At 59.7% G+C, this 25,695-nt stretch carries 20 protein-coding genes and 1 pseudogene; 17 read left to right on the top strand and 4 right to left on the bottom strand.

What is annotated here, in order from left to right:
• Positions 1–151 precede the first annotated feature (151 nt).
• The 3 genes from argH (at position 152) to CDA63_RS17700 (ending at position 3,164) form a co-directional block, all read left to right on the top strand.
• On the top strand, positions 152–1,468 hold the full coding sequence (gene argH / locus CDA63_RS17710; RefSeq protein ID WP_088465796.1) for an argininosuccinate lyase: 1,317 nt from the start codon (positions 152–154) through the stop codon (positions 1,466–1,468).
• A 486-nt stretch (positions 1,469–1,954) separates the two neighbouring features.
• A complete protein-coding gene (locus CDA63_RS17705) occupies positions 1,955–2,485 on the top strand; it encodes a TetR/AcrR family transcriptional regulator (protein WP_088465795.1) in 531 nt (176 codons plus the stop codon).
• Between the two features lie 61 nt (positions 2,486–2,546).
• On the top strand, positions 2,547–3,164 hold the full coding sequence (locus CDA63_RS17700) for a hypothetical protein (RefSeq protein ID WP_088465794.1): 618 nt from the start codon (positions 2,547–2,549) through the stop codon (positions 3,162–3,164).
• 56 nt (positions 3,165–3,220) lie between these two features.
• Here the strand turns inward: CDA63_RS17700 and lpdA are convergent, their stop codons facing one another.
• The gene (lpdA, locus tag CDA63_RS17695; protein ID WP_088465793.1) at positions 3,221–4,615 is read right to left on the bottom strand and encodes a dihydrolipoyl dehydrogenase; all 1,395 of its coding nucleotides are present in this window, start codon (positions 4,613–4,615) and stop codon (positions 3,221–3,223) included.
• 243 nt (positions 4,616–4,858) lie between these two features.
• Between lpdA and CDA63_RS17690 the strand changes: the two genes are divergently transcribed.
• Positions 4,859–5,590, top strand: a complete 732-nt coding sequence (locus tag CDA63_RS17690; protein ID WP_088465792.1) for a tetratricopeptide repeat protein — start codon at positions 4,859–4,861, stop codon at positions 5,588–5,590.
• A 74-nt stretch (positions 5,591–5,664) separates the two neighbouring features.
• On the opposite strand, the gene CDA63_RS17685 is transcribed toward CDA63_RS17690, so the two are convergent.
• Positions 5,665–6,897: a geranylgeranyl reductase family protein gene (locus tag CDA63_RS17685; protein WP_088465791.1), complete on the bottom strand. Its 1,233-nt coding sequence runs from the start codon at positions 6,895–6,897 to the stop codon at positions 5,665–5,667.
• A gap of 188 nt (positions 6,898–7,085) precedes the next feature.
• Here CDA63_RS17685 and fabG point away from each other — a divergent pair, with 188 nt between their 5' ends.
• The 10 genes and pseudogenes from fabG to CDA63_RS17635 all read left to right on the top strand — a co-directional run bounded on the left by fabG (position 7,086) and on the right by CDA63_RS17635 (position 19,769).
• On the top strand, positions 7,086–7,835 hold the full coding sequence (gene fabG / locus CDA63_RS17680; RefSeq protein WP_088465790.1) for a 3-oxoacyl-[acyl-carrier-protein] reductase: 750 nt from the start codon (positions 7,086–7,088) through the stop codon (positions 7,833–7,835).
• 50 nt (positions 7,836–7,885) lie between these two features.
• Positions 7,886–8,551, top strand: coding sequence for a YiiX family permuted papain-like enzyme (locus CDA63_RS17675; protein WP_088465789.1), 666 nt, complete (start codon positions 7,886–7,888; stop codon positions 8,549–8,551).
• Between the two features lie 677 nt (positions 8,552–9,228).
• Positions 9,229–10,344 (top strand): GDP-mannose 4,6-dehydratase, encoded by a 1,116-nt coding sequence (gene gmd / locus CDA63_RS17670; RefSeq protein ID WP_088465788.1) that lies wholly within the window; start codon positions 9,229–9,231, stop codon positions 10,342–10,344.
• A gap of 32 nt (positions 10,345–10,376) precedes the next feature.
• On the top strand, positions 10,377–11,309 hold the full coding sequence (locus tag CDA63_RS17665; RefSeq protein ID WP_088465787.1) for a GDP-L-fucose synthase family protein: 933 nt from the start codon (positions 10,377–10,379) through the stop codon (positions 11,307–11,309).
• A 198-nt stretch (positions 11,310–11,507) separates the two neighbouring features.
• Complete coding sequence (locus CDA63_RS17660) at positions 11,508–13,580, top strand: VWA domain-containing protein (RefSeq protein WP_242434735.1); 2,073 nt, start codon at positions 11,508–11,510, stop codon at positions 13,578–13,580.
• Between the two features lie 193 nt (positions 13,581–13,773).
• Entirely contained in the window at positions 13,774–14,169 is a 396-nt protein-coding gene (locus CDA63_RS17655) for a hypothetical protein (protein ID WP_088465786.1), read from the top strand.
• 88 nt (positions 14,170–14,257) lie between these two features.
• A complete protein-coding gene (locus CDA63_RS17650; RefSeq protein ID WP_088465785.1) occupies positions 14,258–15,166 on the top strand; it encodes a pseudouridine synthase in 909 nt (302 codons plus the stop codon).
• Entirely contained in the window at positions 15,166–16,110 is a 945-nt protein-coding gene (locus CDA63_RS17645; protein WP_088465784.1) for an alpha/beta hydrolase, read from the top strand. Before CDA63_RS17650 ends, CDA63_RS17645 begins: the two co-directional genes overlap by 1 nt.
• A 286-nt stretch (positions 16,111–16,396) precedes the next feature.
• Positions 16,397–18,342, top strand: a pseudogene (dnaK, locus tag CDA63_RS17640) (molecular chaperone DnaK).
• A 275-nt stretch (positions 18,343–18,617) separates the two neighbouring features.
• On the top strand, positions 18,618–19,769 hold the full coding sequence (locus CDA63_RS17635) for an FAD-dependent monooxygenase (RefSeq protein WP_088465783.1): 1,152 nt from the start codon (positions 18,618–18,620) through the stop codon (positions 19,767–19,769).
• 47 nt (positions 19,770–19,816) lie between these two features.
• Here CDA63_RS17635 and CDA63_RS17630 read toward each other — a convergent pair whose 3' ends face one another.
• Positions 19,817–20,974, bottom strand: a complete 1,158-nt coding sequence (locus tag CDA63_RS17630) for an endonuclease/exonuclease/phosphatase family protein (protein ID WP_088465782.1) — start codon at positions 20,972–20,974, stop codon at positions 19,817–19,819.
• Positions 20,975–21,153: 179 nt separating this feature from the next.
• Here CDA63_RS17630 and CDA63_RS17625 point away from each other — a divergent pair, with 179 nt between their 5' ends.
• The 3 genes from CDA63_RS17625 (at position 21,154) to CDA63_RS20595 (ending at position 24,492) form a co-directional block, all read left to right on the top strand.
• On the top strand, positions 21,154–21,774 hold the full coding sequence (locus CDA63_RS17625; RefSeq protein WP_088465781.1) for a MarC family protein: 621 nt from the start codon (positions 21,154–21,156) through the stop codon (positions 21,772–21,774).
• 50 nt (positions 21,775–21,824) lie between these two features.
• Positions 21,825–22,910, top strand: coding sequence for a uroporphyrinogen decarboxylase (hemE, locus tag CDA63_RS17620; RefSeq protein WP_242434734.1), 1,086 nt, complete (start codon positions 21,825–21,827; stop codon positions 22,908–22,910).
• Positions 22,911–23,067: 157 nt separating this feature from the next.
• Positions 23,068–24,492: a hypothetical protein gene (locus tag CDA63_RS20595; protein WP_126546926.1), complete on the top strand. Its 1,425-nt coding sequence runs from the start codon at positions 23,068–23,070 to the stop codon at positions 24,490–24,492.
• A gap of 65 nt (positions 24,493–24,557) precedes the next feature.
• Here CDA63_RS20595 and CDA63_RS17615 read toward each other — a convergent pair whose 3' ends face one another.
• Positions 24,558–25,568 (bottom strand): bifunctional heptose 7-phosphate kinase/heptose 1-phosphate adenyltransferase, encoded by a 1,011-nt coding sequence (locus tag CDA63_RS17615; protein WP_088465780.1) that lies wholly within the window; start codon positions 25,566–25,568, stop codon positions 24,558–24,560.
• Positions 25,569–25,695: the final 127 nt, after the last annotated feature.

Raw genomic sequence — 25,695 nt, 5'->3', positions numbered from 1 at the left:
GGCCTCACGCCACATGAATTTGTGTGTGCCCAGTGGCAGAAAAACCCCGTTAACTTTACCCATGACCCGACCCACCTCACGCTGGGACTATACACCTAGCCCTTCCTTTCCAAAGAGGGGAACTAGCTTTCTAGCTCTTAGCACCACTACCATGAAAATCTGGGACAAAGGCATTGCCGTCGATAAGAAAATTGAACAGTTCACTGTAGGCCGCGACCGGGAGCTGGACCTGTACCTCGCGCCGTTCGATGTGCAGGCTTCCCGGGCCCAGGCCAACATGTTGGCCGCCGCAGGGCTGATTTCGGCCGCCGAAAACGAGCAGCTCCAGCAGGGCCTCGCGGAGCTGACGGCCCAGCTGGAAGCCGGCACGTTTGTGATTGAGCCCGAGTACGAGGACGTGCATTCCAAAATCGAGTCTTACCTGACCGAGCACTACGGCGACGCGGGCAAGAAAATCCACACCGCCCGTTCCCGCAACGACCAGGTGCTGACCGCCATTCAGCTCTTCCTCAAAAACTACACCCGGCGCGCCACCGCCCGCACCCTGGAACTAATAGAGGTGCTGCTGCAAAAGGCCGAAACCCACCAGACCGACCTGATGCCAGGTTACACCCACTTCCAGGCGGCCATGCCCAGCTCGTTCGGGCTCTGGTTTTCGGCCTACGCCGAGCACCTGCTCCTAGATCTGGCCCTGTTTGAAGCCGCCCACACCGTGGCCGACCAGAACCCGCTGGGTTCGGGCGCGGGCTTCGGCAGCTCCTTCCCCATCGACCGGCTGCAAACCACCCGCGAACTGGGCTTCGGCAGCCTCGCGGTGAGCAGCGTGGGTGCCCAGATGCTACGCGGCAAGACCGAGAAAACCCTCGCCTTCGCGCTGGCTGGTATGGCTGCCACCCTGGCCAAAATGGCCTACGACTTGGTGCTTTACAACTCCCAGGACCTGGCTTTCGTGGAGCTGCCGGCCGCTTTCACCACGGGCTCCAGCATCATGCCTCACAAGAAGAACCCCGACGTGTTCGAGCTTATCCGGGCCCGCTGCAACGCCCTGCAGGCCCTGCCCAACACGCTCATACTGGCCACCAGCAACCTGCCCAGCGGCTACCACCGCGACTTTCAGATTCTGAAAGAAATCCTCTTCGAGCCGCTGACCCAGTTCCTCGACATCCTCGACATCGTACTTTTTGCCTTGCCCCAGCTGCGCATCAAGCCCGACCTGCTCCACCAGCCCAAGTACGACGCCGTGTTTTCGGTGGAAAATATCAACCAGCTCATTCAGGCCGGCGTGCCCTTCCGGGAGGCCTACAAGCAAGTGGGCCGCGCCGTGGAGGACGGGAGCTACCAGCCCCACCGCGAGTTCCAGACCACCCATTTGGGCAGCGTTCATAATCTCGGGCTGGAAGAAATCCGGGCGAAGGTGGCACGGTTCCGGGCCAGCAGCAAGCTAGCCGGTTCAAATACGGCGGAGTAGCTAGCAAAGACAAAATTTTATACAACAGGTTAATCCGCTTTTTTTCAACCCATTAGCCCACACTCTTTAAGGGTGAGTGTTCACTCACCCCGGGAAAGTAAGCTAACACTTACTAGGACTGCCAAAGAATGTGTAATATTGCTCCCGCTATCAGCTAACGACTCCCACTAGTTGCTGATGGCCAATTCCCCGCCCCGATTACCCGGATGTATTCCCACCCACATCCGGAACCCTCTGAAAGACGCGTAGCCTTGCCCCCGGCGCTGCTGCTAGTCGGCTTTCGGAACCCACGTAGCCGGCCGATTCGGAAGCCCCGAGTCGGCGGCTTCTGTTTGGGCCAGAATCAGCGCCTGTAACGGACAGCGGGGAACAGCGGCGCTTTATTTTTGAACCGAACTGCATTTTTTGCTTTTTGAGCGCGTACTTGCGGGTTCAATTGCCGTCCGCTGGCCTTACCCGGCGAGTCGTTGCCCAACCCCGCTGCCCATGACCAACCGCAAACAGCACATTGCCGACGTTGCGCTGCGCCTTTTCGGGGAGAAAGGGTTCGACAACACCTCTACCCAGCTCATCGCCCGCGAAGCCGGCGTATCGGAGGCCCTCATTTTCAAGCACTTCGGATCTAAAGACCAGTTGTTAGAGTTCGTTATTCGTAGCGGATACAAGCGCATTATCGAAGCCAACCGGGGGGGGCTCACCGAGCCCGACTCGCTCACGTTCATCCACAGCGTCATCGAGTTGCCTTTCAAGCTCGTGCGCGACGAACCTTACTTCTGGAAGCTTCAGTACCGCTTGGCCGACTCCGAAATGGCCCGCCAGCAGCATGAGCGGTTTATGCGCCCGCTCCCGACGCTGCTGCACCAGGCTTTCCAAAAGCTTCAGTATCCCGACCCGGACAAGGAAACGGCCCTATTGCTGCTGCTGGTAGAAGCACTCTGGAAAACCGAGGCCACCAAAACCGAAGACTACGGCCAGGATATGCCCGGTTTCATTAAGGGCAAGTACCGGGCACAGTAGTGCCCGCGCAACAGCCGATACGCACATGCTTTTATCCAGAATTTTTCGAATAGCTCTACTTGTGGGGGGTGGCTTAGTAACGCAACCCACTTATGCCCAGTCCCAGATCCAGGTTCAGCGCCAGGAACAGGAGTTAGAGCTGGTAAAGATGCTGCCCGATTCGCTGGATGAGCATCCCGGGCCGCTGCTTGTATTGCCTTCTGCAACTTGGGGAAGCAGCCACAAAGAGTTGCCCCCCGATAAAGGAATTCTTTATGGCAGTTGCGTACAGCGGCTGGGTTTCAGTAGCGGTGGCTTGGGCCAGTACGTGCGCGTCGTCAACCTCGATACGCAGCAGTACTTTCGATTAAATGTGAAGCCCATTGTCCGCTCCCGCCGCGAAAACCCGTTCTGCTACGCGCTGCCAGCCGGACGTTACGCCCTCATTACGTACGAGTTTGCGGGGGGAATACAATCGAGCGTTGAATCCGTTCGTAAACACCGCAACAGTCAGACACTGAAACGGACGCGCTACATGTTTACGGTGATGCCTGGCCAACTGCACTACGTGGGTACCTGGGACTTCAGCCAAGAGTTCGATCCGCGGTTTCTAGACGAGAAGTTCACGCTGGATTTAGTGTTTCAGCAGAAATACCCTCACCTACCACTACATCAGGCGCAAGTAGTGCTACCCCAGTAACTGAAAGCCCCGGTCGAAATCACCGGGGCTTTCAGTTACTGATCAGTGAGGCGGTTTTACAGGTGAATAACCTCGCCGTAGGCGGCGGCGGCAGCTTCCATAATGGCCTCGCTCATGGTGGGGTGCGGGTGCACCGATTTGATGATTTCGTGGCCTGTGGTTTCGAGCTTGCGGGCGACAACTACTTCGGCAATCATTTCGGTCACGTTGGCGCCAATCATGTGGGCGCCCAGCCACTCGCCGTACTTCTTGTCGAAGATGACTTTCACGAAGCCATCCTTCACGCCGGCGGCCGAGGCTTTGCCCGAGGCCGAGAACGGGAACTTGCCCACCAACACGTCATAGCCTTGCTTTTTGGCTTCGGCTTCGGTGAGACCCACCGAGGCAATTTCGGGTGAGGCGTAGGTGCAGCCGGGAATGTTCTGGTAGTTGAGTGGCTCGGGGTGGTGGCCGGCAATCTTCTCGACGCAGATAATGCCTTCGGCCGAGGCCACGTGGGCCAGCGCGGGGCCGGGCACGATGTCGCCGATAGCGAAGATGCCGGGCACGTTGGTCTGGTAGAAATCATCGACCACCAAGCGGCCTTTCTCCACCTTAATGCCCAGCTCTTCGAGGCCCAGATTTTCGAGGTTCGTGATGACGCCCACGGCACTCAGAACCACGTCGCAGGCTATTTGCTGCTCGCCCTTGGCCGTTTTAATGGTCACGTTGCAGCCTGCACCGCTGGTGTCAACGCTGGTGACTTCGGCGTTAGTGAGCACGTTGACGCCAATTTTCTTGAACGACTTCTCCATCTGGCGCGACACGTCCTCGTCCTCCACCGGCACGATGCGGGGCAGGTACTCCACCACCGTTACCTCGGAGCCCATGGTGCGGTAGAAGTAGGCGAACTCGACGCCGATAGCGCCGGAACCAACTACTACAAGGCGCTTGGGCAACTCCGGCAGCACCATGGCCTGGCGGTAGCCGATAATTTTCTTGCCATCGACGGGCATAGATGGCAGCTCGCGCGAGCGGGCACCGGTAGCCAGAATGATGGATTTGGCCTCGATGGTATCCTTGCTGCCATCGGCTTTAGTGAGCTCGATTTTGCCGGGGGCCAGCAGCTTGCCGGTGCCCATGAGGGCGTCGATCTTATTCTTTTTGAACAGGAAATTGATGCCCTTGCTCATGCCCTCGGCTACGCCCCGGCTGCGCTGAATAACGGCCCCGAAGTCGTAGCTCACATTTTCGGCACTCAGGCCGTAGTCTTTGGCGTGGTTGAGATACTCGAATACCTGGGCGCTTTTGAGCAGGGCCTTGGTAGGAATGCAGCCCCAGTTGAGGCAGATACCGCCCAGCGACTCGCGCTCGACTACACCTACTTTCAAGCCCAGTTGCGAGGCCCGGATGGCGGCCACATAGCCGCCGGGGCCGCTGCCGATAACGACCAGGTCGTATTGCAATGCCATATTGTGTTCGGTTGAAGGGTAAGAAGAAGCGCCGCGCCGGGCTCTACAAGCCGCCGCGTGGCCGGACAAAGATAGGCAGGTCCGGGCAGTCGGCCGCACGGCCGGGCGGTTGCGGGTCAGCCCGGGCCGCATAAAATTTCGGGGCCACCTTCAGCCCCTAGGCCCGAGCCGCCGTACAAAGGTTCATTTCTAAAAAACCAGTCTTAAACGGACTTTCCCCACTTCCCCGAACCTTCTTTTTTCATGAAAGCACCCCTACTTTCCCTGCTGGCCAGCGCCACGCTACTCCTGGCCGGCGCCTGCGCCCGCGGCACCACCGCCGATGTGGAGCGCCCAACCTCGGCCTCACGCAACGCCGCCGTCGAAACGGCCGTGGCCCGCGCCGCCGATACAACGGCCGGCACCATGAGTACGGCTATAGCAACTCCTGCCACGCCCACTGTAGTGGAACCGGCCGTCCGTAAAAACAGCACCGACTACCGCGAGGATATCCGTTTGGCTGACGCCCGTCTCAAGGCCTCGCCCCGCGACTTTGACGCGTTACTGAGCCGCGCCAAAGCTAAAAGCCAACTCAAAGACTACAAGGAGGCCATGAACGACTATAATTCGGCGGCCCGCCTGAAACCCACCAGTGGTGAAGTATATTACAACCGGGGCCTCAACCGCCTGAAAATGAAGGAGTATACCGGGGCTATTTCTGACTTCACCAAGGCCACCAAATACAACCCCCAAGATAAAGACGCCTTCTTCGGGCGCGGCGCGGCCAAGATGCAGATGTTCAACTACAGGTCAGCCATACCCGACTTCACCAAAGTCATTGCCCTCGACCCCACCTACGCCGACGCCTACGAGTACCGCGGCATCAGCTACTCATCCATCAACAAGCCCAAGGAAGCCAAAGTCGATTTGGAGAAAGCCGCCCAACTCAACCCCGAAGCTGGGAAAAGCCTGCGCCGTTACACTGAGAAAGAGTAGTTGTGAGCGATTAGAAAAGGCCCGTCATTCAGAGTTCTGAATGACGGGCCTTTTCTAATTGCTCTTGCTCCCCCTCACTTCCCCAACAGCAGTTTCAGGTAGAAGCTGGGCTGGCGGAGCCGTTCGCGCAGGTCGAGGTCGAGGAACATGTTGCTGATGGTTTCGGCCAGGGTGGGATTGTTGGCGGCGCGGTTGGCGATGAAGTTGAACAGCCAGGGATAACCCAGCAGGCGCTGCATGGCCCGGCTCAGGCGCAGCTCCTGCCAGAGGCGGTTATACACGGCCGCGTCGTAGCCCTTCAGAAATGCGGGGCTGAAATCGTGGGCGGCAACGGCCCGGGCAGCCCAGTCGGCGGCGTGGCGGCCCGAGACCATGGCGTGGCTGATTCCCTCCCCCGAAAACGGGTCGATGAGCGAGCCGGCATCGCCGAGCAGTAGGTAATTGGGGCCCGAAAGCGGACGGCGCTTGGAGCCTAGCGGCAGCCCGAAACCGCGCACCGGCCCCAGCCGTTCGGCGGTAGCAAACCGCTCTTTCAGGGCCGGGTGGGTGCGCAGAATTTCATCGAGCCGCTCGCGGAGCTTCACCTTTTTCTTCGCCACCGCTTCGCTCAGCATACCCACGCCCACGTTGGCCTCGCCGTTGGGCAGCGGAAACACCCAGAGGTAGCCCGGTAGGAACTCCTTGATGAAGTGCAGCTCGATAAAATTATCGGGGTGCAAGCCGGTTACACCGCGGTAGTAGGCCCGCAGACCGGCACAATGGTGGGCCGGCTCCAGTACGTGACCGCCTATCACCCGCGCAAAGTTCGACTGGGCCCCGTTGGCCACCAGCAACAGATCGGCGGTGGTTATTTCAGTATCGTCTTTGGCCAGCAGGCGCCAGCGGCCGTCGGGCAGTTGCTCGTGGCGTACCACGTCGGTATTTTCGCGGAAGTCAATTTCGGGCCGGCGGCGCACCTCTTCGATGAGGAAATTATCGAAGTCGATGCGCTTGCTGATGTGGCCAGCGGCGCGGTCGAGGGCCGGGTTGTAGTGGGGCTTGAAGGGCACGGCCAAGCGGCGGCCGTTGGGCGCGTAGAAGTCGATGCCCCAGCTGGGCAATTGGGCGGGCTCGGCAGCCAAGCGGGCGGGCAGTTCCTCCCCGATCCGGCGCAATTCGCTGAGCACTTTACCGCTGAGCGCGTCGCCGCACACTTTGTCGCGCGGGAACATGGCGCGGTCGAGTAGCAGGCAGCGGTGGCCGGCGTTGGCCAGGTGCAGGGCCGCCGTGGCCCCGCCCGGCCCGGCCCCGAGGATGCAGATAGTCATATTTTAAGCTGTTAGCCATCAGCTGCTAGCTGTTAGCTTTTCGTGTTCGAACTGCAAGCTACGCGCCATAAGCTCATTGAAACTGTTTGTCGCTTCAATTTTGTGGCTTAATGGGCAAAGCTTGTAGCTTGCACCATTATAACATCAAAGCTGATAGCTAACAGCTATCAGCTATTAGCTCAGATAAAATGACCAAAATGCTCGACGGAAAAGTGGCCCTGATTACGGGGGCTTCTAAAGGAATTGGCCGCGCCATTGCGGTGTATTTTGCTCAGCAAGGCGCGCAGGTAGCCTTCACCTACCTCTCCAGCGTGGAGAAAGGCCAGCAACTGGAACAGGAATTGGCCGGGCACGGCACCAAAGTAAAAGGCTACCGCTCCGACGCCTCCGTTTTTACCGAGGCCGAAAAGCTGGTGGAAGACGTGGTGGCTGAGTTCGGTAAACTGGATATTCTGGTCAACAACGCCGGCATCACCCAGGACGGGCTGCTCATGCGCATGAGCGAACAGCAGTGGGACCAGGTGATGGCCGTGAATCTTAAGTCGGTGTTCAACCTGACCAAGGCCGCCACCAAGCCCATGATGCGGGCCAAAGCCGGTAGCATCATCAACATGTCGTCGGTGGTGGGCGTGAAGGGCAACGCGGGGCAGGCCAACTACGCGGCCTCCAAGGCCGGCATCATTGGCTTCACCAAGTCGGTGGCCCTGGAACTGGGCTCGCGCAACATCCGCTGCAACGCGGTAGCTCCCGGCTTCATCGAAACCGAAATGACCGATGCGCTCGATGCCAAGCAGGTCGACGAGTGGCGCAAAGCCATCCCGCTGCGCCGCGGCGGCTCCCCCGACGACGTGGCCAAAGCCACCGCCTTTTTGGCCTCCGACAACAGCAGCTACATCACAGGCCAGGTATTGCAGGTCGATGGCGGCATGCTGACGTAGGTTAGTAGCGCGAAGCAGAAGCTTCGCGCTATTTTTTTACCCCATTAGGTATGCGGCGTTTCTTATTTCTGCTACCGCTACTTCTGGTGGCTTATCTGGCCTATCCGCGCCTGCACCGCCGCTTCGTACGTTACCAGACCAGCCGGGCCGCGAACCAAACCGTGGCAGATATTACGCCCCGTCTACGCAACGGCGACCTGATTTTTCAGACTTCTCAATCGGCCCAGAGCCAAGCCATTCAGCTGGCGACGCACTCGGTATACAGCCACTGCGGCATTCTGTTTCAGAAGCAAGGCGAGTGGCGCGTATTTGAGGCCGTGCAGCCAGTAAGCGAAACTTCCCTGGCCGCCTGGGTGGCTCGGGGCAAGAACGGCACGTTCGTCGTCAAGCGCCTGCGCGATGCCAAGACGGTACTCACGCCTGCTGCCCTGCGCCGTCTGCAGGCCGCTGGCGAACAGTACCGGGGCCGCAGCTACGACCTGTATTTCGGTTGGTCGGATGAGCGTATCTATTGCTCGGAGCTACTCTGGAAGATGTACCGGCAGGCAACTGGCCGCGAAATCGGCCAGCTCCAAACGCTCCGCGAGTTCGACCTCTCTAACCCCAGCGTGCAGGCCAAAATGCGCGAACGGTATGGCAATAAGCTTCCGCTGAATGAGCGCGTGATTTCGCCGATCCGGATGCTGGAAAGCGTCGAATTGGTGACCGTGCGGTAGAACTGATCCGGATAATGGGTCAAATTCATGCCACTGCTGCTGTTGCCCCACTAAATGCGGGAACGGCAGTTGCGTTCGAATCTTGTGGTCTTGGCTGCCGGCATAGGTATCTCCTAAGTACTCATGGGCGCCAAGCACTAGTTGAACGGCAGTTACCGTTCAGCAACTGGAGGCAACCGCCGTCGCGCCGGCTCCGGGGCGACAACAATTTCTTCACAGCCCGTTTGATAGATGCCTTCATCTTGCGCCTGGGCAAACACCTATGCCACGATCCTAAGCTGGGAACCCTCAACATCTGGGGCGTTGGTTATAAGCTGATTACGTGGGTTAGCGGCCCCCAGAAAATTTGATGCCGCCTACTGCCCACTTTCCGGTCCCTGCCGTTGCGGCCGGAAAGCGCAACAATTCAGCATACTTTAAAAAATCATATCGTATAATTGACAATTCATAAAGCAGAGTACAATATATTTGAAGGCACCGTCGTCAGCTTTGTGCCCAGGATCTTAACGGTTGACGGCGGCAAATACGGCGGGCCAGGATGTTGAAACAGGGCTGCTCGCTGCCTGAGCTATTCATGGCCGCGGCAGGTTGGTCAGCACCTCGCCACGGTTCGCACGGCGGCTTATTTTTCACGGCAGCTCAGCTTTAGTTGAATCCTCACACCTTACCTACCTTTTATGAAGCGTGCATTGATTACGGGAGTAACCGGCCAAGATGGGTCGTATCTGGTCGAACTGCTGCTCAGCAAAGGGTACGAGGTGCACGGCATCAAGCGCCGCTCATCCATGCTCAACACCGAACGTATCGACCATCTTTACCAAGATCCTCATGAACCCAATGTGCGCTTCAAGCTGCACTACGGCGACCTGAGCGACTCGACCAACCTGATCCGCATCGTGCAGGAAGTGCAGCCCGACGAGATTTATAACCTCGGAGCCATGTCGCACGTGAAGGTGAGCTTCGACACGCCTGAGTACACGGCCGACGTGGACGGCGTGGGTACGCTGCGCCTGCTGGAGGCGGTGCGTATTTTGGGCCTGCAGGCCCAAACGCGCATTTACCAAGCCAGTACCTCGGAGCTCTATGGGCTGGTGCAGGAAGTACCCCAACGCGAAACTACCCCCTTTTACCCCCGCTCTCCTTATGCAGTAGCCAAGCTTTATGGCTATTGGATTACGGTCAACTACCGCGAAGCCTACGGCATGTTCGCCTGCAACGGCATTCTCTTCAATCACGAAAGCCCGCACCGGGGCGAAACATTCGTAACGCGCAAAATCACCCGGGCCGCCGCCCGCATTGCCCTGGGCCTGCAGCAAACCTTATACTTGGGTAACCTTGATGCCAAACGGGACTGGGGCCACGCTAAAGACTACGTGGAAGCCATGTGGCGCATGCTGCAGCAGGATACGCCCGAGGACTACGTAATTGCCACCGGCGTAACGACGACCGTGCGGGAATTCGTACGACTGGCGTTTGCCGAACTCGGGATAGAAGTCGCGTTCCAGGGCGAAGGCGTGGCGGAAAAGGGCGTGGTCGTGGCCTGTTCCAACGCCGAGTACCAGGTACCCCTCGGCCTGGTGGTGGTTGAAGTGGACGAGGCCTACTTCCGGCCCACCGAGGTCGAGTTGCTCATCGGCGACCCTACCAAAGCCAAACAGCAGTTGGGCTGGGAGCCCCGCTACGATTTAGCGGCCCTGGTGCGGGAAATGGTGCTCTCCGACGTGGCCCTATTCCGGCGCGATGCCTACCTGCGGGCGGGCGGGCACGAGATATCCCGGTTTTACGCCGAGTAAGCGTCTCATTCGTAGCCTTCCTTCTCTGCTTCATGCATCAGCAAGCCAAAATATACGTAGCCGGCCACCGCGGCATGGTAGGGTCGGCAATGGTTCGCCGCTTACAGCAGGCTGGCTACCACCACCTCGTGGTACGCACCTCCCAGGAGCTGGACTTGCGCGATACAGCAGCGGTGGCCGATTTTTTTGCGGCTGAAAAACCCGATTACGTAGTGCTGGCCGCGGCCAAAGTGGGCGGCATCATGGCCAACAACACTTACCGGGCCGACTTCCTGCTCGATAACCTGCAAATCCAGAACAACGTCATTCAGCAAAGCCAGATCCACGGCGTTACGAAACTGTTGTTTCTGGGCTCGTCGTGCATTTATCCGAAACTGGCCCCGCAACCCATCAAGGAAGAGTACCTGCTCACTGGGCCGCTTGAAGCCACCAACGAGCCCTACGCGCTAGCTAAAATCGCGGGCCTCAAGCTCTGCGAAGCCTACCGCGACCAGTACGGCAGTAATTTCATTTCGGCCATGCCCACCAACCTCTACGGGCCCGGCGACAACTACGACCTGCACAATTCCCACGTGCTACCGGCGCTGCTACGTAAATTCCACGAGGCCAAAATAAGCAACGCCCCCGAAGTAGAGGTATGGGGCACGGGCACACCGCGCCGCGAGTTTCTGCACGTCGACGACCTGGCCGATGCGTGCCTGCACCTGCTGCGCTACTACGACGGGCGCGAGCCGGTTAACGTGGGCACCGGCCACGACCTGACCATCGGCGAGCTAGTGGAGTTAGTGCGCGAAACGGTAGGCTACGAGGGTCGGGTCCGGTTCAATACCGACAAACCTGACGGCACCCCGCGCAAGCTGCTCGATGTGTCGAAGCTGGCAGAAGCCGGCTGGCGGTACAGAATTGAGTTAGCGGACGGCGTAAGAGATGTTTACCAGGAGACATTTCAGCCCATGATCGGGTAAACAGTGGTCGCCCTGCGTGCTATGCCTGGGCCATTGGCGGGCAGCACTATTTAAAACAACTACGGGACCTTTTGCTACCCAACGGGTACTTTCCCGCCTCGGTCCCCGCTTGGGGTCTACTGCTGACCAGGTTTGTACCTTCGCGCAACTCCGGGCGAGGTTTCGGGGTTCTTGGGTTTCTACTGACTGCATCGGCTTTTGATTTTATCTGCTTCTCCCTGGTTTATCGGGCTGTGCCTGCTGGTGGGCGCGGGCTACGCTGCCCTGCTGTATTCGGCCAAAGCACCTTGGAGCCGGGCCATAAATTATGCGTTGGCGGCCGTGCGCTTTGCGGTCGTGAGCTTTCTGTGCTTTCTGCTGCTCTCGCCCTTTCTCAAATCAATCACGACGAGCACCGAAAAGCCCACCGTAGTGCTGGCCGTTGACGACTCACAGTCGGTGGGGCTGTTTACGCCGCCAGCAGTGCTCCGCGAAGCTACGGCCGGCCTTACGCGGCTGGCGGCCACGTTGCGCAGCCAGGGCTTCGAGGTGGAAACCCGCACGCTTTCGGCCAGCCGCGCCGCCCGGCTCGACTCGGTGCAGTTCCGGGCGCCGGCCACCGACCTCGATGGGCTGCTGGCTGGTATCGGGGAGGCCTGGCAGGGCCGCAACCTGGCGGGCGTAGTGCTGCTTTCCGACGGCCTCGTGAACCAGGGCCAGGCCCCGCAATTTGCCGACTACCGTTTTCCACTGTATGCCGTGGGCGTGGGCGATACCATCCCTAAGAAAGACCTGAGCCTACCCGCCCTGAATTATAATCGGGTAGCGTTTAGCGGCAACCAGTTCCCGATTGAGGTCGAGCTGGCCTACGACGGTTTCGCGGCCGGCACCGTGGCTAACGTGCAGCTACGCGAGAAAGGCCGGGTCCTCCAGACCAAAAAAGTGTCCCTGCCGACGGGGCAGCGGCGCACCAAAACCACGTTCCTGGTGACGGCTACCGGTACTGGCAAACGGCGCTACGAAGTGGTAGCCGAGCCGTTGGCGGGCGAGTTCACCCGCCTCAACAACCAGAAATTTGCTTACCTCGACGTGGTGAAGGGCAAGCTGCGAGTGCTGCTGGCTGGTGCCGCCCCCCACCCCGACCTCAAGGCGTTGCGCGCCGCCATTCTGCAAAACGACAACTTCGACCTCGTCACCTACCTACCGGGCATCAGTCCGCTCAAAAGCCAGGATTTCGACGTGGCCATTCTGCACCAGTTGCCGGCTCGCTCGGGTGTGGGCAGTGAGGTGCTGGCCCAGGTGAAGGCCCGCCGCGTACCGGCCCTGTATGTATTGGGGGCGCAGTCTGACTTTGGGGCCTATAACCGCCTTAACACTGGCCTCACGGTAACGCCCCGGGGTTCGCAGACCGACGACGTGACACCGGTGCCCAACCCGGCTTTCAAGCGTTTTACGTTTGACGACGACGCGCTGCGGCGGTTTCTGGCGTATCCGCCAGTGCCGGTGCCGTTTGGGGAAGCCCAACTCGGCGGTGGGGCCGAGGCTGCCCTGTGGCAGCAGGTGGGCCGCATTGCCACCAAAAAACCGTTACTGGTTTTCGGGGGTACCCCGGCCCAGCGGCAGGCCACGTTGCTCACCGAGGGCAGCTGGCAGTGGCGCTTACAGGAAGCTGTGGAGCACGACGACAAACCTGTGGCCTACGACCAGCTGGTACTGCGCACCCTTCAGCTACTCACCCAGAACGCCAACCGCAAACGCCTCGATGTGTATCCTACTCAGGATGCCTTCAATGGGGCCGACGACGTTACGTTCGGGGCCGAAACCTACAACGCCATTTTTGAGCGGGTGTACGGCGAGCCCGTCACGCTTACGCTCACCGACGAGCAGCAGCAGACCCGCACGTTCACCTTTGCCCCTACCCCCGATGGCGCGCCCCTGCACCTGGGCCCGCTACCAGCCGGCCTTTACCGCTACCAGGCCCGGGCTACGCTCGGTGGTCAGGCACAACAGGATGCCGGCGAAGTGCTGGTGCAGGAGCAGCAGCTCGAAGCCCTGCAAAGCCGCGCCGACCATAACCTGCTGGCCCAGCTGGCCCGCCGTAGCGGCCAGCGCCTCTACTTCCCACCCCAACTCGGCCAGTTGGCTCAGGACATCGAAAAAGCCAGCTACAAGCCCGTCATCTACGAGCAGGAAGACCTGAAAGACCTCATCAACCTGAAATGGCTGTTTTTCCTGCTGCTTGGCTTGATGACGGTAGAATGGGCCACCCGCAAATACTCCGGCGGGGTATAATTCGGTTGTCAGTTGTCAGTAAAGGAACGCTATGCTGAGCATGTGGCGCATAAAGCCAGGGCCAAAGTGAAGCCGAAGCATCTCTCCCGCTTCGTTGCGGGCGTCAGGAGTAGCATTGAGCCAGAGTAGCATTACAGTCGAGATGCTTCGACTGCAACTCCACTCCGCATGACGTTCATCAAGAATAATACCTATGAAATACCTTCCCCTCCTCGCGGCTGTTCTGTTGTTCACTGGCTGCGCGAAATCAACCGAAAAAAAGGCCGAACTGGCCGTGCAGGAGTTTCTGCGTACCCGCGTTTCCGACCCCAGGCACTACTTCCCGGGCAAGTTCCGGCTGCAGCCGTACACACGCCGCGACTCGCTGCTGTACCTGGCCCAGCTGGCCCAAATCAATAACATCGCGGCGCCGCCCGCGCCGGCCGCTGCCGACACGGCCCGCATTGGCATTCTCGTTTACCACGATTACCGCGACCAAACATCTGATGGTATTCTGGTTCGCGACAGCGGCGAGTACGTGGTGCGGCCCAATGGGGAGGTGCGGTTGCTGATTGCCGAAAGCGTTCGGAAGCGGCGACTGGCGCAGTAGCCTTACCTTTGCTGACCGCTCAGTTTTCCCTCCATCAGGAAGTGTGAACGGTTTACTTATTCCCTGAGTCACCGACTCCCCCTCTGCCATGCGCTACATCCTGCTCAACAAGCCCTACGAAGTCCTGACCCAGTTTACCGATGAGGCGGGGCGGCAGACGCTCAAGGATTACGTGGAGGTACCCGGCATTTACCCCGTGGGGCGGCTCGATTACGATTCGGAAGGCCTCGTGCTGCTCACTGACGACAAGCAGCTGCAGCACCGCCTTTCGGAGCCCCGCTTTAAAGTGCCCAAAACGTACTGGGTACAGGTGGAAGGCCAGCCCACGCCCGAGGCCCTGGAAAACCTGCGCCGAGGCGTCGACCTGAAAACGGGCTACACCGCTGCCGCCGAGGTGGAGCTGTTGCCCGGAGCACCCGAATTGTGGGAACGGAGCAAGCCGGTGCGCTTCCGGGCGGCCATCCCGACCAGCTGGATACAGATTCGCATTTCCCAGGGCATGAACCGGCAGGTGCGCAAAATGACGGCCGCCGTGGGCTACCCCACCCTGCGCCTGGTGCGCGCCGCCATTGCCGATTTACCGCTGGCTGACCTTCAGCCCGGCCAATGGCGCGAATTGACAGAGGCCGAAGTGGGTCGGCTCACGGAAGACATGGCTGCCCAAACGGCCGCCGCCGGCACCTTCAAAACGCCCCGTACTTCCGAGTACTGGCCCGGTGGCGTTCCGCCCGGCGGCAAGAAAGGCGGTGGCAACCGGGGCGGCTTCACGGCTCCCGGCACCAGACCCTTGGCCGCACGGCCGGGCGGCAAGGCCGCCGGCTCAAAACTAGCCAGCCCCAAGTCGGCCAGCGGTAAGCCGGCGGGCAAATCGGCGGGTCCGAAAGCGGCGGGTGGGAAGCCTGGCGCGGGCGGCAAAGGATTCGGCACGAAACCGACCAGCGGCAAACCCGGTGGCAAGCCCGGCGCCGCACCCGGCGGCCGGAAGGGGCGCGGCTAATGCGGCGGCGGCGACTTTCCCTGCTGCTGCTGGGAGCCGCCGTGGTTTTCGCGGCCCTGAATGCTGTGGCGTTCTTTCACGCCTGGCGCTTCACCCACTTCACGGCGCAAACCGGCCCGCACACGGCCAACCCCGAGCAACTCTCGCCCGCTCAGAAGCTGGGCGTTCTGCTGACGGGCATTAAAATCCCGAAACCGCAAAACCACATCCGGCCCTCGTTTCCGTACGCCACTGTGCAACTACCGGGACCTAATGGCCAGCTGGAAAGCTGGTATGGCGCGGTACCCCGCGCCCGGGGAACGGTGGCCCTGTTTCATGGCTATACCAGCTCCAAAAGCCAGCTCCTGACGGAGGCCGTCTACTTCCGGCGGCTCGGCTACAACGTGCTGCTCACCGATTTTGCTGGCAACGGCGGCTCCGCAGGCTACCAATGCACCGTGGGCCACCACGAAGCCGCCGACGTGGCGACCGTAATTCGCTGGCTTGGGCGGCGGCCGGGCCCGGTAATTATCTATGCCAACTCGATGGGGGCGGTGGCCACGTTGCGGGCCGAGGCCGAGCTGGGTGTGCGCCCCACCGCCAACTTGCTGGAGTGCCCTTACGGCTCGATGCTGGCCACGGCCCAGAGCCGCTTCCGCTCCATGCACGTGCCGCCCTTCCCTATGGCCAACTTACTAGTATTCTGGGGCGGCGTGGCCAACAACTTCCAGGCCTTCGACCTCGACGCCACCGCCTACGCCGCCCATACCCACACGCCCACCCTACTGCTCTGGGGCACCGCCGACCCGCGCGTAACGCGCACCGAAACCGACGCTATTTTCGCGGCGCTGGCCGGCCCCAAGCAGCGCCAGGATTTCCCCGGGTCCGGCCACGAGCCGTACTGGTGGAAGCACAAGGCGCTATGGCAGCGCATGGTGGCCGAGTTTATGACGGAACAGAAGTAACATGAAGCTCCTGTTTTGGTACCGTTGCTGACGGCCACATAACTTCGTTCAACGGAGCGCGAAGCTGGAGCTTCGCACTACTGCCCGCCTGTCAGGATAACTGGCAGGCGGGTTTTTCGTTGAAGTCAGACCGGCACAAAACCGGTGTAGCATGAGCTTGAAAATGACAATCTGTCACAAGCAACAGGCATTTCCGGGGCTGGTACGCGTCTTGTAAATACTGCGTCGTGAGGGTTTCGACCCTTTTCCAACTGACAATCTAACTTCTAATAATACAACCAACACAATGGGCAAGATAATCGGTATTGACCTCGGCACCACCAACTCGTGCGTTGCTGTAATGGAAGGCAACGAGCCGGTGGTAATTCCAAATAGCGAAGGCCGCCGTACGACTCCCTCTATTGTCGCTTTCCTTGACAACGGTAAAGGTGAGCGCAAAGTGGGTGACCCTGCTAAGCGCCAGGCCATTACCAACCCCACCAACACCATCCAGAGCATTAAGCGCTTCATGGGCCGTAACTTCTCGGAGGTTTCCGAAGAGTCGAAAAACGTGCCGTACGAAGTAACCAGCGGCACTAACAATACGGCCACCGTGAAAATCGGCGACCGGAATTATACGCCCCAGGAAATTTCGGCCATGGTGCTTCAGAAGATGAAGCAGACTGCCGAAGAGTACCTCGCACTACCGTAACCGAAGCTGTTATTACGGTTCCGGCCTACTTCAACGACGCCCAGCGCCAAGCTACCAAGGAAGCTGGTGCCATTGCGGGCCTCGATGTGAAACGCATCATCAACGAGCCGACTGCCGCTGCCTTGGCCTATGGCCTCGACAAGGACCACTCGAACCACAAAGTAGCCGTGTATGACCTAGGCGGTGGTACGTTTGATATCTCGATTCTGGAGCTTGACAATGGTGTATTTGAGGTGCTGAGCACCAACGGCGACACCCACCTTGGAGGAGACGACTTCGACCAGGTTATCATCAACTTCCTGGCCGACCAGTTTGCCTCAGAGAACGAAGGCATGGACCTGCGCAAGGATGCCATGGCCCTCCAGCGCCTCAAGGAAGCTGCCGAGAAAGCCAAGGTAGAGTTGTCCTCGTCTTCGGAAACCGAAATCAACCTGCCCTACATCACCGCTACTGCCTCGGGCCCTAAGCACTTGGTGGTGAAACTGAGCCGCGCCAAGTTCGAGCAGCTGGCCGACAGCTTGTTCAAGCGTTCCATGGAGCCCGTGAAAAAGGCGCTGCAAGACGCTGGCCTGAGCACTTCGGACATCGACGACGTGATTCTGGTAGGTGGCTCGACCCGTATTCCGCGCATTCAGGAAGAGGTCGAGAAGTTCTTCGGTAAGAAGCCGAGCAAGGGCGTGAACCCCGACGAAGTGGTAGCCATCGGCGCTGCTATCCAGGGTGGCGTACTCACCGGCGAGGTGAAGGACGTACTCCTGCTCGACGTGACCCCGCTCAGCCTCGGCATCGAGACCATGGGCGGCGTGATGACCAAGCTCATCGAGAGCAACACCACCATCCCGACCAAGAAATCGGAAACCTTCTCGACGGCTTCTGACAACCAGCCGAGCGTCGAAATCCATGTGTTGCAGGGCGAGCGGCCGTTGGCTTCGCAGAACCGTACCATCGGCAAGTTCCACCTCGACTCCATTCCGCCCGCACCCCGCGGCGTACCGCAGGTTGAAGTTATCTTCGACATTGATGCCAATGGCATTCTGCACGTAACGGCCAAGGATAAAGGCACCGGCAAGGAGCAGAAAATCCGCATCGAAGCTTCGTCTGGCCTTTCCGACGCCGACATTGAGCGGATGCGTCAGGAAGCCCAGTCGAACGCCGAATCGGACAAAGCTGAGCGCGAGAAAATCGAGAAGGTCAACCAGGCCGACTCCATGATTTTCCAGACCGAGAAGCAGATGACCGAGTACGGCGACAAGCTGAGCGCCGGCAATAAAACGGCCGTCGAAGACGCCCTCGCCGACCTCAAGAAAGCCCACGAGAGCAAAGACCTCGGAGCCATTGATACCGCCATGGCGGCCATCAACACCGCTTGGCAGGCTGCTTCGCAGGAGATGTACGCCCAGGGCAGCCCCGAAGGCGGCCAGCCGGGTGCCGATGGTGGTAACCCTTTCGGTAGCGACGGTCAGCCCAACGGTAACGGCCAAGCCGGAGCCAACGCCGACAACGTGACTGACGTTGACTACGAAGAAGTAGAAGGCAAGTAGCGCACTGATTGGCGCTGGTTGTATTGCCAACGCTGATTTTTGACAATAGAAAGGCCCGGAGCAGGTTGCTCCGGGCCTTTCTATGTTACTTGGAGTACCGTGTTCTCAACCGGCCCTTAGCTAAATTCATCACCCGACTTACTCCCTCCGGCTAATTAATTGCGGGCTACCTGCATCGTCTGGCCGGGAGCAAGGCGGCAGTTGGCTTTATTTGCTGGTTTCACCAGGAATCCATTCGGTGGTTTCACCTTATCGTTTTAGCCGAGAATCGAGGCATGGCAGAATTTATCGTTATCGGGGCCGGAATTGGAGGCTTGGCCACAGCCCACGCCCTCCTGAACCTGGGCCATGCGGTGCAGGTGTACGAGGCAGCGCCCGAGTTGCGCGAGGTGGGAGCCGGAATAGTTGTAGGGGCCAACGCCATGCGCGCCCTCCACGAGTTGGGCCTAGCTGAACCCGTACGCGCCCACGGAACGCCCATCAGCCACCTGTACCTGTTCGACCAGCGGGGCCGGCAGCTGCACGCGGCCGACACCTCAGAATTCACCCAAAAGTTGGGCTTCGAAAACATCGGTATTCACCGGGCCACGCTGCAGCGAATTCTACTGGCCGGACTGCCCGCCAACTGCCTGCATGTGGGCACGCCCTTCGAACGCTTTACCACTGCGCCCGCCGGCGTGGTGGCTCATTTTGCCAACGGCCACCACGCAACGGCCGACGCGCTGCTGGGTGCAGATGGCATTGGCTCCCGGGTACGACAGCAGCTATGGCCCCATACCCAGCCGCGCTATGCGGGCTATACTTGTTGGCGGGCCGTGGTTGATGCCACTCAACTGCAGTTGCCGCCAGGCACTTCGGGCGAAACCTGGGGCGATGCAGGCCGACGGTTCGGGTACGTGCCGGTGGGTGCGGGCCGGGTCTACTGGTTTGCCTGCCTCAACAGTGCCACGCCCCGCAACCCCCATTTCCGCGACTACCGGGTGGCCGACTTACAGCGCGAATTTGCCGGCTTCCATGCGCCGGCGCCCCAGCTGCTCGGCCTCACCCACGACGACCAACTGCTCTGGAATGATATCCTGGACTTGCGCCCGCTACCGTATTTCGCCCAGGGTTCGGTGCTGCTGCTCGGCGATGCAGCCCACGCCACCACGCCCAACCTGGGCCAGGGAGCAGGCATGGCCCTCGAAGATGCCGCCGTACTGGCCCGTTGCCTCCGCACCACCCCCACCGATTTGCCCGCCGCGTTCCGCCAGTTCGAGCAGCTTCGGCAGGCCCGCACGGCTCGCATTATTCGCACCTCGCGTCAGCTAGGCCGCGTGGGGCAGTTTCAAAACCCGCTGTTGGTTGCGCTTCGTAACGCCACCATGCGGCTGTTGCCCGCCGCCGTGGCCCGCTACCAGATGGCGTGGCTGTACGAGGAGTTATAGGCCGAACGCCAAGCGGACGCGGGTTTTAACAAGCAGCCAAGCAAACGTTATTTTCCGCCTTTACCGGTGGCTTCCTCGGCCTCCTCTTCTATTTCTTCCTGAATGCCTTCGCGAATTTTCTCGTCGGCTTCCTGCTCGTCGCCCGCATCAGCCTGTTCGCAGTTCTCCTCCTGCTCTTTTTTGTCCTGGGGTTCGAAGCTGAGCTTGATATAAATGGGAAAGTGGTCGGAGCCTACGTAGGGCAGGCGTGCCATGTCATCGACCTTGAAGTGGGGCGAAACAAACACGTGGTCGAGGGGCCAGCGCAGCAGGGCATGCTCGGCGTGGAAGGTGGGCAGCAGGCCCCGGCCCACCCGTGGGTCGAGCAGCCCACTGATGCGGCGGAATAGTTCGGAGGTGTGCGACCAAGCCACGTCGTTCATATCACCGAATACGATGGTCGGTTCGTCGCGCTCCTCCAGCTCCCGGCCCACCACCATGAGCTCGGCGTCGCGGCGGGTGCTGGTGTCCGATTCGGCCGGGGCCGGGGGTTTGGGGTGCAGCCCATAAATACGAACCCAGGTCCGGCCATCGGCAAGTTGCACGCGGGCATGCAGGCTGGGCACGTCGTCGTCGATGAGGTACTTGATTTCGCAACCATCAAGGGGCAGACGCGAGAAAAACAGCAGGCCGTAAGTATTGTCGAGGGGCTCGTGGCAGGTATGCGGGTGCGTTTTTTCCAGGGGTTTGAGCTGCTGGTGCCACCATTCGTCGGTTTCAACGGCCATAACAATGTCGGCATCGGCCTCCTGTAGCACTTGCAGGGCCTTGTCGCTCTGCTTATTATACTGCAGCACGTTCATCATTACTAGGCTCAGGTGTCCATCACCGTCCGACCGGGTGCTGTCGCCGACATCCTTGGAGGCCAGCGGCGTGTAGGGCATGATGCGGTAGCCCTGATAAAGCGCGGCTAGGCCCAGAGTGCCCAGCAAAGCCGGCAGCCAGTAAGCGCCATCGGTGGGCCGGTTCCAGTGCAGCAGCAGCCCGGCCACCACTACCCCCACCAGCACACTCACAATCTGGAGGCGCGGAAAATCGAATACCCGAATCCACCAGGCCGTTTGGCGCAACAGGGGCAGCAGGGTGGCTACCAATGCCACGAAGGCTAGCAATAGCGTCAGGCCGTGAGCCAGCGCGAGCCAGGAAAAAGAGTTGAAGTCGGGCAAAAGGCAGGAGTTGGAAGGTGGGGCAGAAATATAGCAGGCAAGGACCACGCCGGGAACCGAAGAGCGAAAGTCGCATTTACGCGGCCTCGACGGCGGGGTTATGCGGTCAAATTTAGGATTTTTCCGCACGCCGCCGACTAAAGGGTTGTACCTTTGCCCGCTGAATTTCGCTGCTGCCTATGAATATCCTGCTTGCCACCTTCACCACGCTGCTTTCGGTGGTCAATCCGTTTGGGGCCATGCCGGTTTTCCTTTCTCTGACGGAAAACGACTCGGCCGCAGAGCGGGCCAACATCGGCCTGAAAGCCTGTATTTCCGTGTTGGGCGTACTGTCGGTATCGTTTTTTGCGGGCCAGTACGTGCTCAACTTCTTCGGCATCAACATTCACCACCTACGCATTGCGGGCGGCATTCTGCTCATGCGCTCGGCCTTCGATTTGCTCACGCCCGGCGGCAACCGCAGCAAGGTGTCGGAGGAAACTATTGAGGCCAGCCGCGAGAAAGACGATATCAGCTTCACGCCCCTGGCCATGCCCATGCTCTCGGGTCCCGGGGCCATTGCGGTCTGCATCAGCCTCTACACTAAAAAGCTCACGTATTTCGATATGGGGCTAATATTTATGGGGTTTGTGTTGGTAGCCCTGGCCGCTTACATCATCCTCATGTCGTCGCTCCGGCTCACCCGTTTTCTAGGCCGCCCGGGCCTGGCAGCACTGGCCCGCATCATGGGCTTCATCACCCTGGCCATCGGCGTCAACTTTATCATGACGGCCATCAAGGCCCTATTCATGACTACCTAGCCGATTTTGCCCATCCTGGGGGTAGTGCCCATGGCTCAGGCAGCTTACCTTTGCTGCTCGCTGACCCGCTACGCCTTTCGTCTTACTTCAATCCGAACTCCGTGCTCAAGAACGACCTCCTTTTGCGTGCCGCCCGTGGCGAAGACACCGAACGTACCCCCGTCTGGCTTATGCGCCAGGCCGGCCGCATTCTGCCCCAGTACCGCGCGCTGCGGGGTCGCCTGAGTGGCTTCAAAGAGCTGGTAGAAACGCCGGAGTTGGCCGCTGAAGTTACCATCCAGCCCGTCGATGCCCTCGACGTGGATGCGGCCATCATCTTCTCCGATATTCTAGTGGTGCCCGAGGCCATGGGCCTGACCTACGAGATGGTGGAAGCCAAAGGGCCCCTGTTCCCCGAAACCATCCAGTCGGCCGCCGACGTGGCCCGCATGCGCGTGGCTGACCCCGAGGAGCATTTGGGCTACGTGCTGGAGGCCTTGCGCGTAACCAAGCGGGCCCTCAACGGCCGCGTGCCACTCATCGGCTTTGCCGGGGCTCCCTGGACCATTCTGGCCTACATGGTGGAGGGCCACGGCTCGAAAACCTTCAGCAAAGCCCGCCGGATGCTCTACCAGGAGCCGGCGCTGGCCCATGAGCTGCTGCGTAAAATCACGGCCACAACCATTGCCTACCTGCGGGCGCAGGTAGCGGCCGGCGCCAACCTGATTCAGGTATTCGATTCCTGGGCCGGCATTTTGCCTCCCGCGCATTACCGCGAGTTCAGCCAGCGCTACATCGCCGAAATTTGTGCTGCCATTCCCGAGGTGCCCGTTACGGTATTCGCCAAGGGAGCCTTCTGGGCCATCGAAGACTTCGCGGCCCTACCCTGCCGCACGATTGGCCTCGACTGGAACCAGGATCCGCAAACCGTACGGCCACTCGTAGGCGACAAAACCCTCCAGGGCAACCTCGACCCCTGTGCCCTCTACGGTACGCCCGCCCAGGTCCGAGCCGCTACCATCGCCATGCTCGACCAGTTCGGCCCCCAGCGCCACATCGCCAACCTTGGCCACGGCGTTTACCCCGATACCAACCCCGACAACGTGAAGGTCTTCATCGAAACGGTGAAGGAGTACAGCACGGGGATGCGCGGCTAACTTAGCTACGTAGTTGCCCTTCAGATTAGACTGCTTGGGAAAATGCAGACTGATCTATAGGGTGAACAACCGGCAAGCAGTACATTGAACGGTATTAGACCACTGCTATTTCTGGCATAAGCACTTTTACTCTTATCCTCATACTGTCGTGCCGCTCTTGGATTCGCGTTTAGCCCGTTGGGTAACGGGACACTGGTGGGGGCTGCTGACAGCTGGAGTGGCTGTCGGCCTGCTGCCTCTACTGCTGCTGTGCTATTATAACCAACCGTACGCGGATGATTTTTCTTGGACCCTGGATGTCGAAGCTTATGGTTTCTGGGGTGCTCAAACACGATTATTCACGAATTGGTCAGGCCGCTATTTCACTAATTGGCTACAATTAACCGCCAACCCATTAAACTACCGCTGGTTACAAGGTGTGCAGCTGACCGCCATTATCAGTCAACTATTGCGAATAGCTGTACTGTATATCGGCGTACGCCTAACAACAGGCCGGCAGTTGCGTCGTCGCACTGCCGGCCTGCTTGCGGCGGGCTTAGCACTGGTTTATAGCAGTGTAATTCCTTCTCCATTTTCAGCACTATACTATTTTACAGAGTTAGTAGTGTACCATATACCAGCATGGCTGCTGATATTAGTGCCGTTAGCTGCTGACCGTTTCCAGCGAACCACAGGACGCGGAGCACGCCGGGCATGGGGTCTGCTGGCCCTGGTCGGCACAGTCGCCGTAGCTGGCTCCAACGAACTGACCATTATATTACTGGGGCTGATAATAAGTTTAGGGGCTGGGCTGAGTTTATGGCGCCAACAATGGTCTAGCGCCCGTGTATGGGTTGGGCTTGGATTGGTACTAGCCATGACTGGCATGGTAGCCCTATTAGCCCCCGGCAATACCTCGCGCTTGGCGCTGGATAACTCCTTACGGCCAGCATCTTCTATAGGGGAAGGGCTGGCCCGCTTGGTCATCTTGCTCCGCCACTTATTTACGGATCCAGTTTTCCTCGTGATACCGGCCCTTACGCTGCTATTGCGGCCATTAGCAGCTCGGATAGGACCGGTTCGGCCGCCGGGCCTGCGGATACCATTATTTCTAGGTGCAGCGGTACTCATAACTGGTGTAGTATTGAGTACGCTGCCTTACGCCTTAACGTGGGCGCGCATACCGCTTATTCCGCGGGCGACTAATATTATGGTGTGGTGGTGGCTGCTGGGGTGGCTGTTTGCCGGCTGGGCTAGTCTACCGGCCTTCCCAGCAGTTATTGTGCCCCTACCGGCCGCAGTGCGCGGGTTGTTAAGCGGCGTTCTGTTTATTATTGTACTTAACGCTAGCACCCACGCTTATCTGGATCTACGTCACGAGGCCCCAGTATTTGCACGTCAATGGCAGCGCCGTTTCGCAGCCTTAGCACAAGCTAGTCGTGTGCCGCATGCCCAACTCACGCTACCGGCGCAGCCTCCGCTTATCAATCGGCTGATTATTATACCACCTAACACGTTGTCAGAAGAAGCAGCTTATGGCATTAATACTCGGCTGGCCACGTGGTTCGGCATCGATTCCGTGCGCGTTGCTCCGACGCCATAGGGAACTAGAATGGTTCCAGCCCAGTCCATAGGTAGCATATAAAAAGCAGCCGATTTTCCTGGTTGCTAAAAGCCAAGAGCCTCCTGAGCTTCGGCCAGCAGCTTGTCCTTCTCAATAGGCACCACGCCCACCTGCTCGCAGACCAGCCCGCCGCCCAGGTTGGCCAGCGCCGCCGTAGCCGCCACGGGCAGGCCCAGGCCCACGCACAGCGCCGCGATGCTAATGACCGTATCGCCGGCCCCCGACACATCGGAAATCGTGCGCAGGTGGGCTGGCAGGTAGGTTTTGTGGTCTTCGTGCTGGGCGAATACGCCGTGCTCGGAAAGCGTAACCAGCACCGTATCGGGCCGCAGCACCTCCCGCAGGCGCGCCACGGCGGCCTCGAAACCGGGCCGGTCGGAAGTAGGGTCGCCAAATTCCAGCTTGAGGCCCTCGCGCAGTTCTTTTAGGTTGGGCTTGAAAAGGGTGCAGTGCTGGTAAGCCAGGAAGTTCTTTTTCTTGGGGTCTACCACCGTCGGTACGCCTTGCTGCCGGGCCAGATCAATGAAGTAGCGGATGTTGGTTTCGGTCAGTACGCCCTTGTCGTAGTCCTCAAAAATCACCACATCGGCGCGCTCAAGCAACTGCTCGAAGCGGGTGGTGAGGTCCCGGTTTTCTTCTTCGTTGAGGTCAGTTTCCACTTCCGAGTCGATGCGCAGCAACTGCTGGCCCTGGGCCAGTACCCGTTGCTTAACCGTAGTGGGCCGGGCCCCGGAGCGCACGATACCCTCGGCCGACAAGCCATTCACCTCCAGACGCTCCAGCAGCTGGTCGCCGCCCGCATCCTGTCCGATAACAGCGCATAGCAGCGGCGTGGCGCCCAAAGCCTGCACGTTGAGGGCCACGTTGGCGGCCCCGCCCAGGCGCTGTTCGGTGCGGCTCACGTTCACAACTGGCACCGGCGCTTCGGGCGAGAGGCGCACCGAACGGCCCCATATGTAGGCATCGAGCATCACGTCGCCCACAATGAGCACGGTGAGCTGGTTGAAAGCGGCAAACAGGTCGGGCAGCGTGGCAGGCGGCAGAGTAGCGGGCATCAAAGGCAGGTTCGGGTAGACAGCCGCAAAGGTAGGTTGTTAGATATGAGTACAGAGAAGTGAGAGGCGAGACTTTTTTTTGCTGTAAGCCTCGTCTGGCCGTGTAGCAAAAAAGTCTCGCCTCTCA

The sequence above is a fragment of the Hymenobacter amundsenii genome (assembly GCF_002204745.1).
Lineage (GTDB): Bacteria > Bacteroidota > Bacteroidia > Cytophagales > Hymenobacteraceae > Hymenobacter > Hymenobacter amundsenii.
Note: the sequence above shows the minus strand (reverse complement) of the source record. Positions and strands in the feature narration are given on the sequence as shown.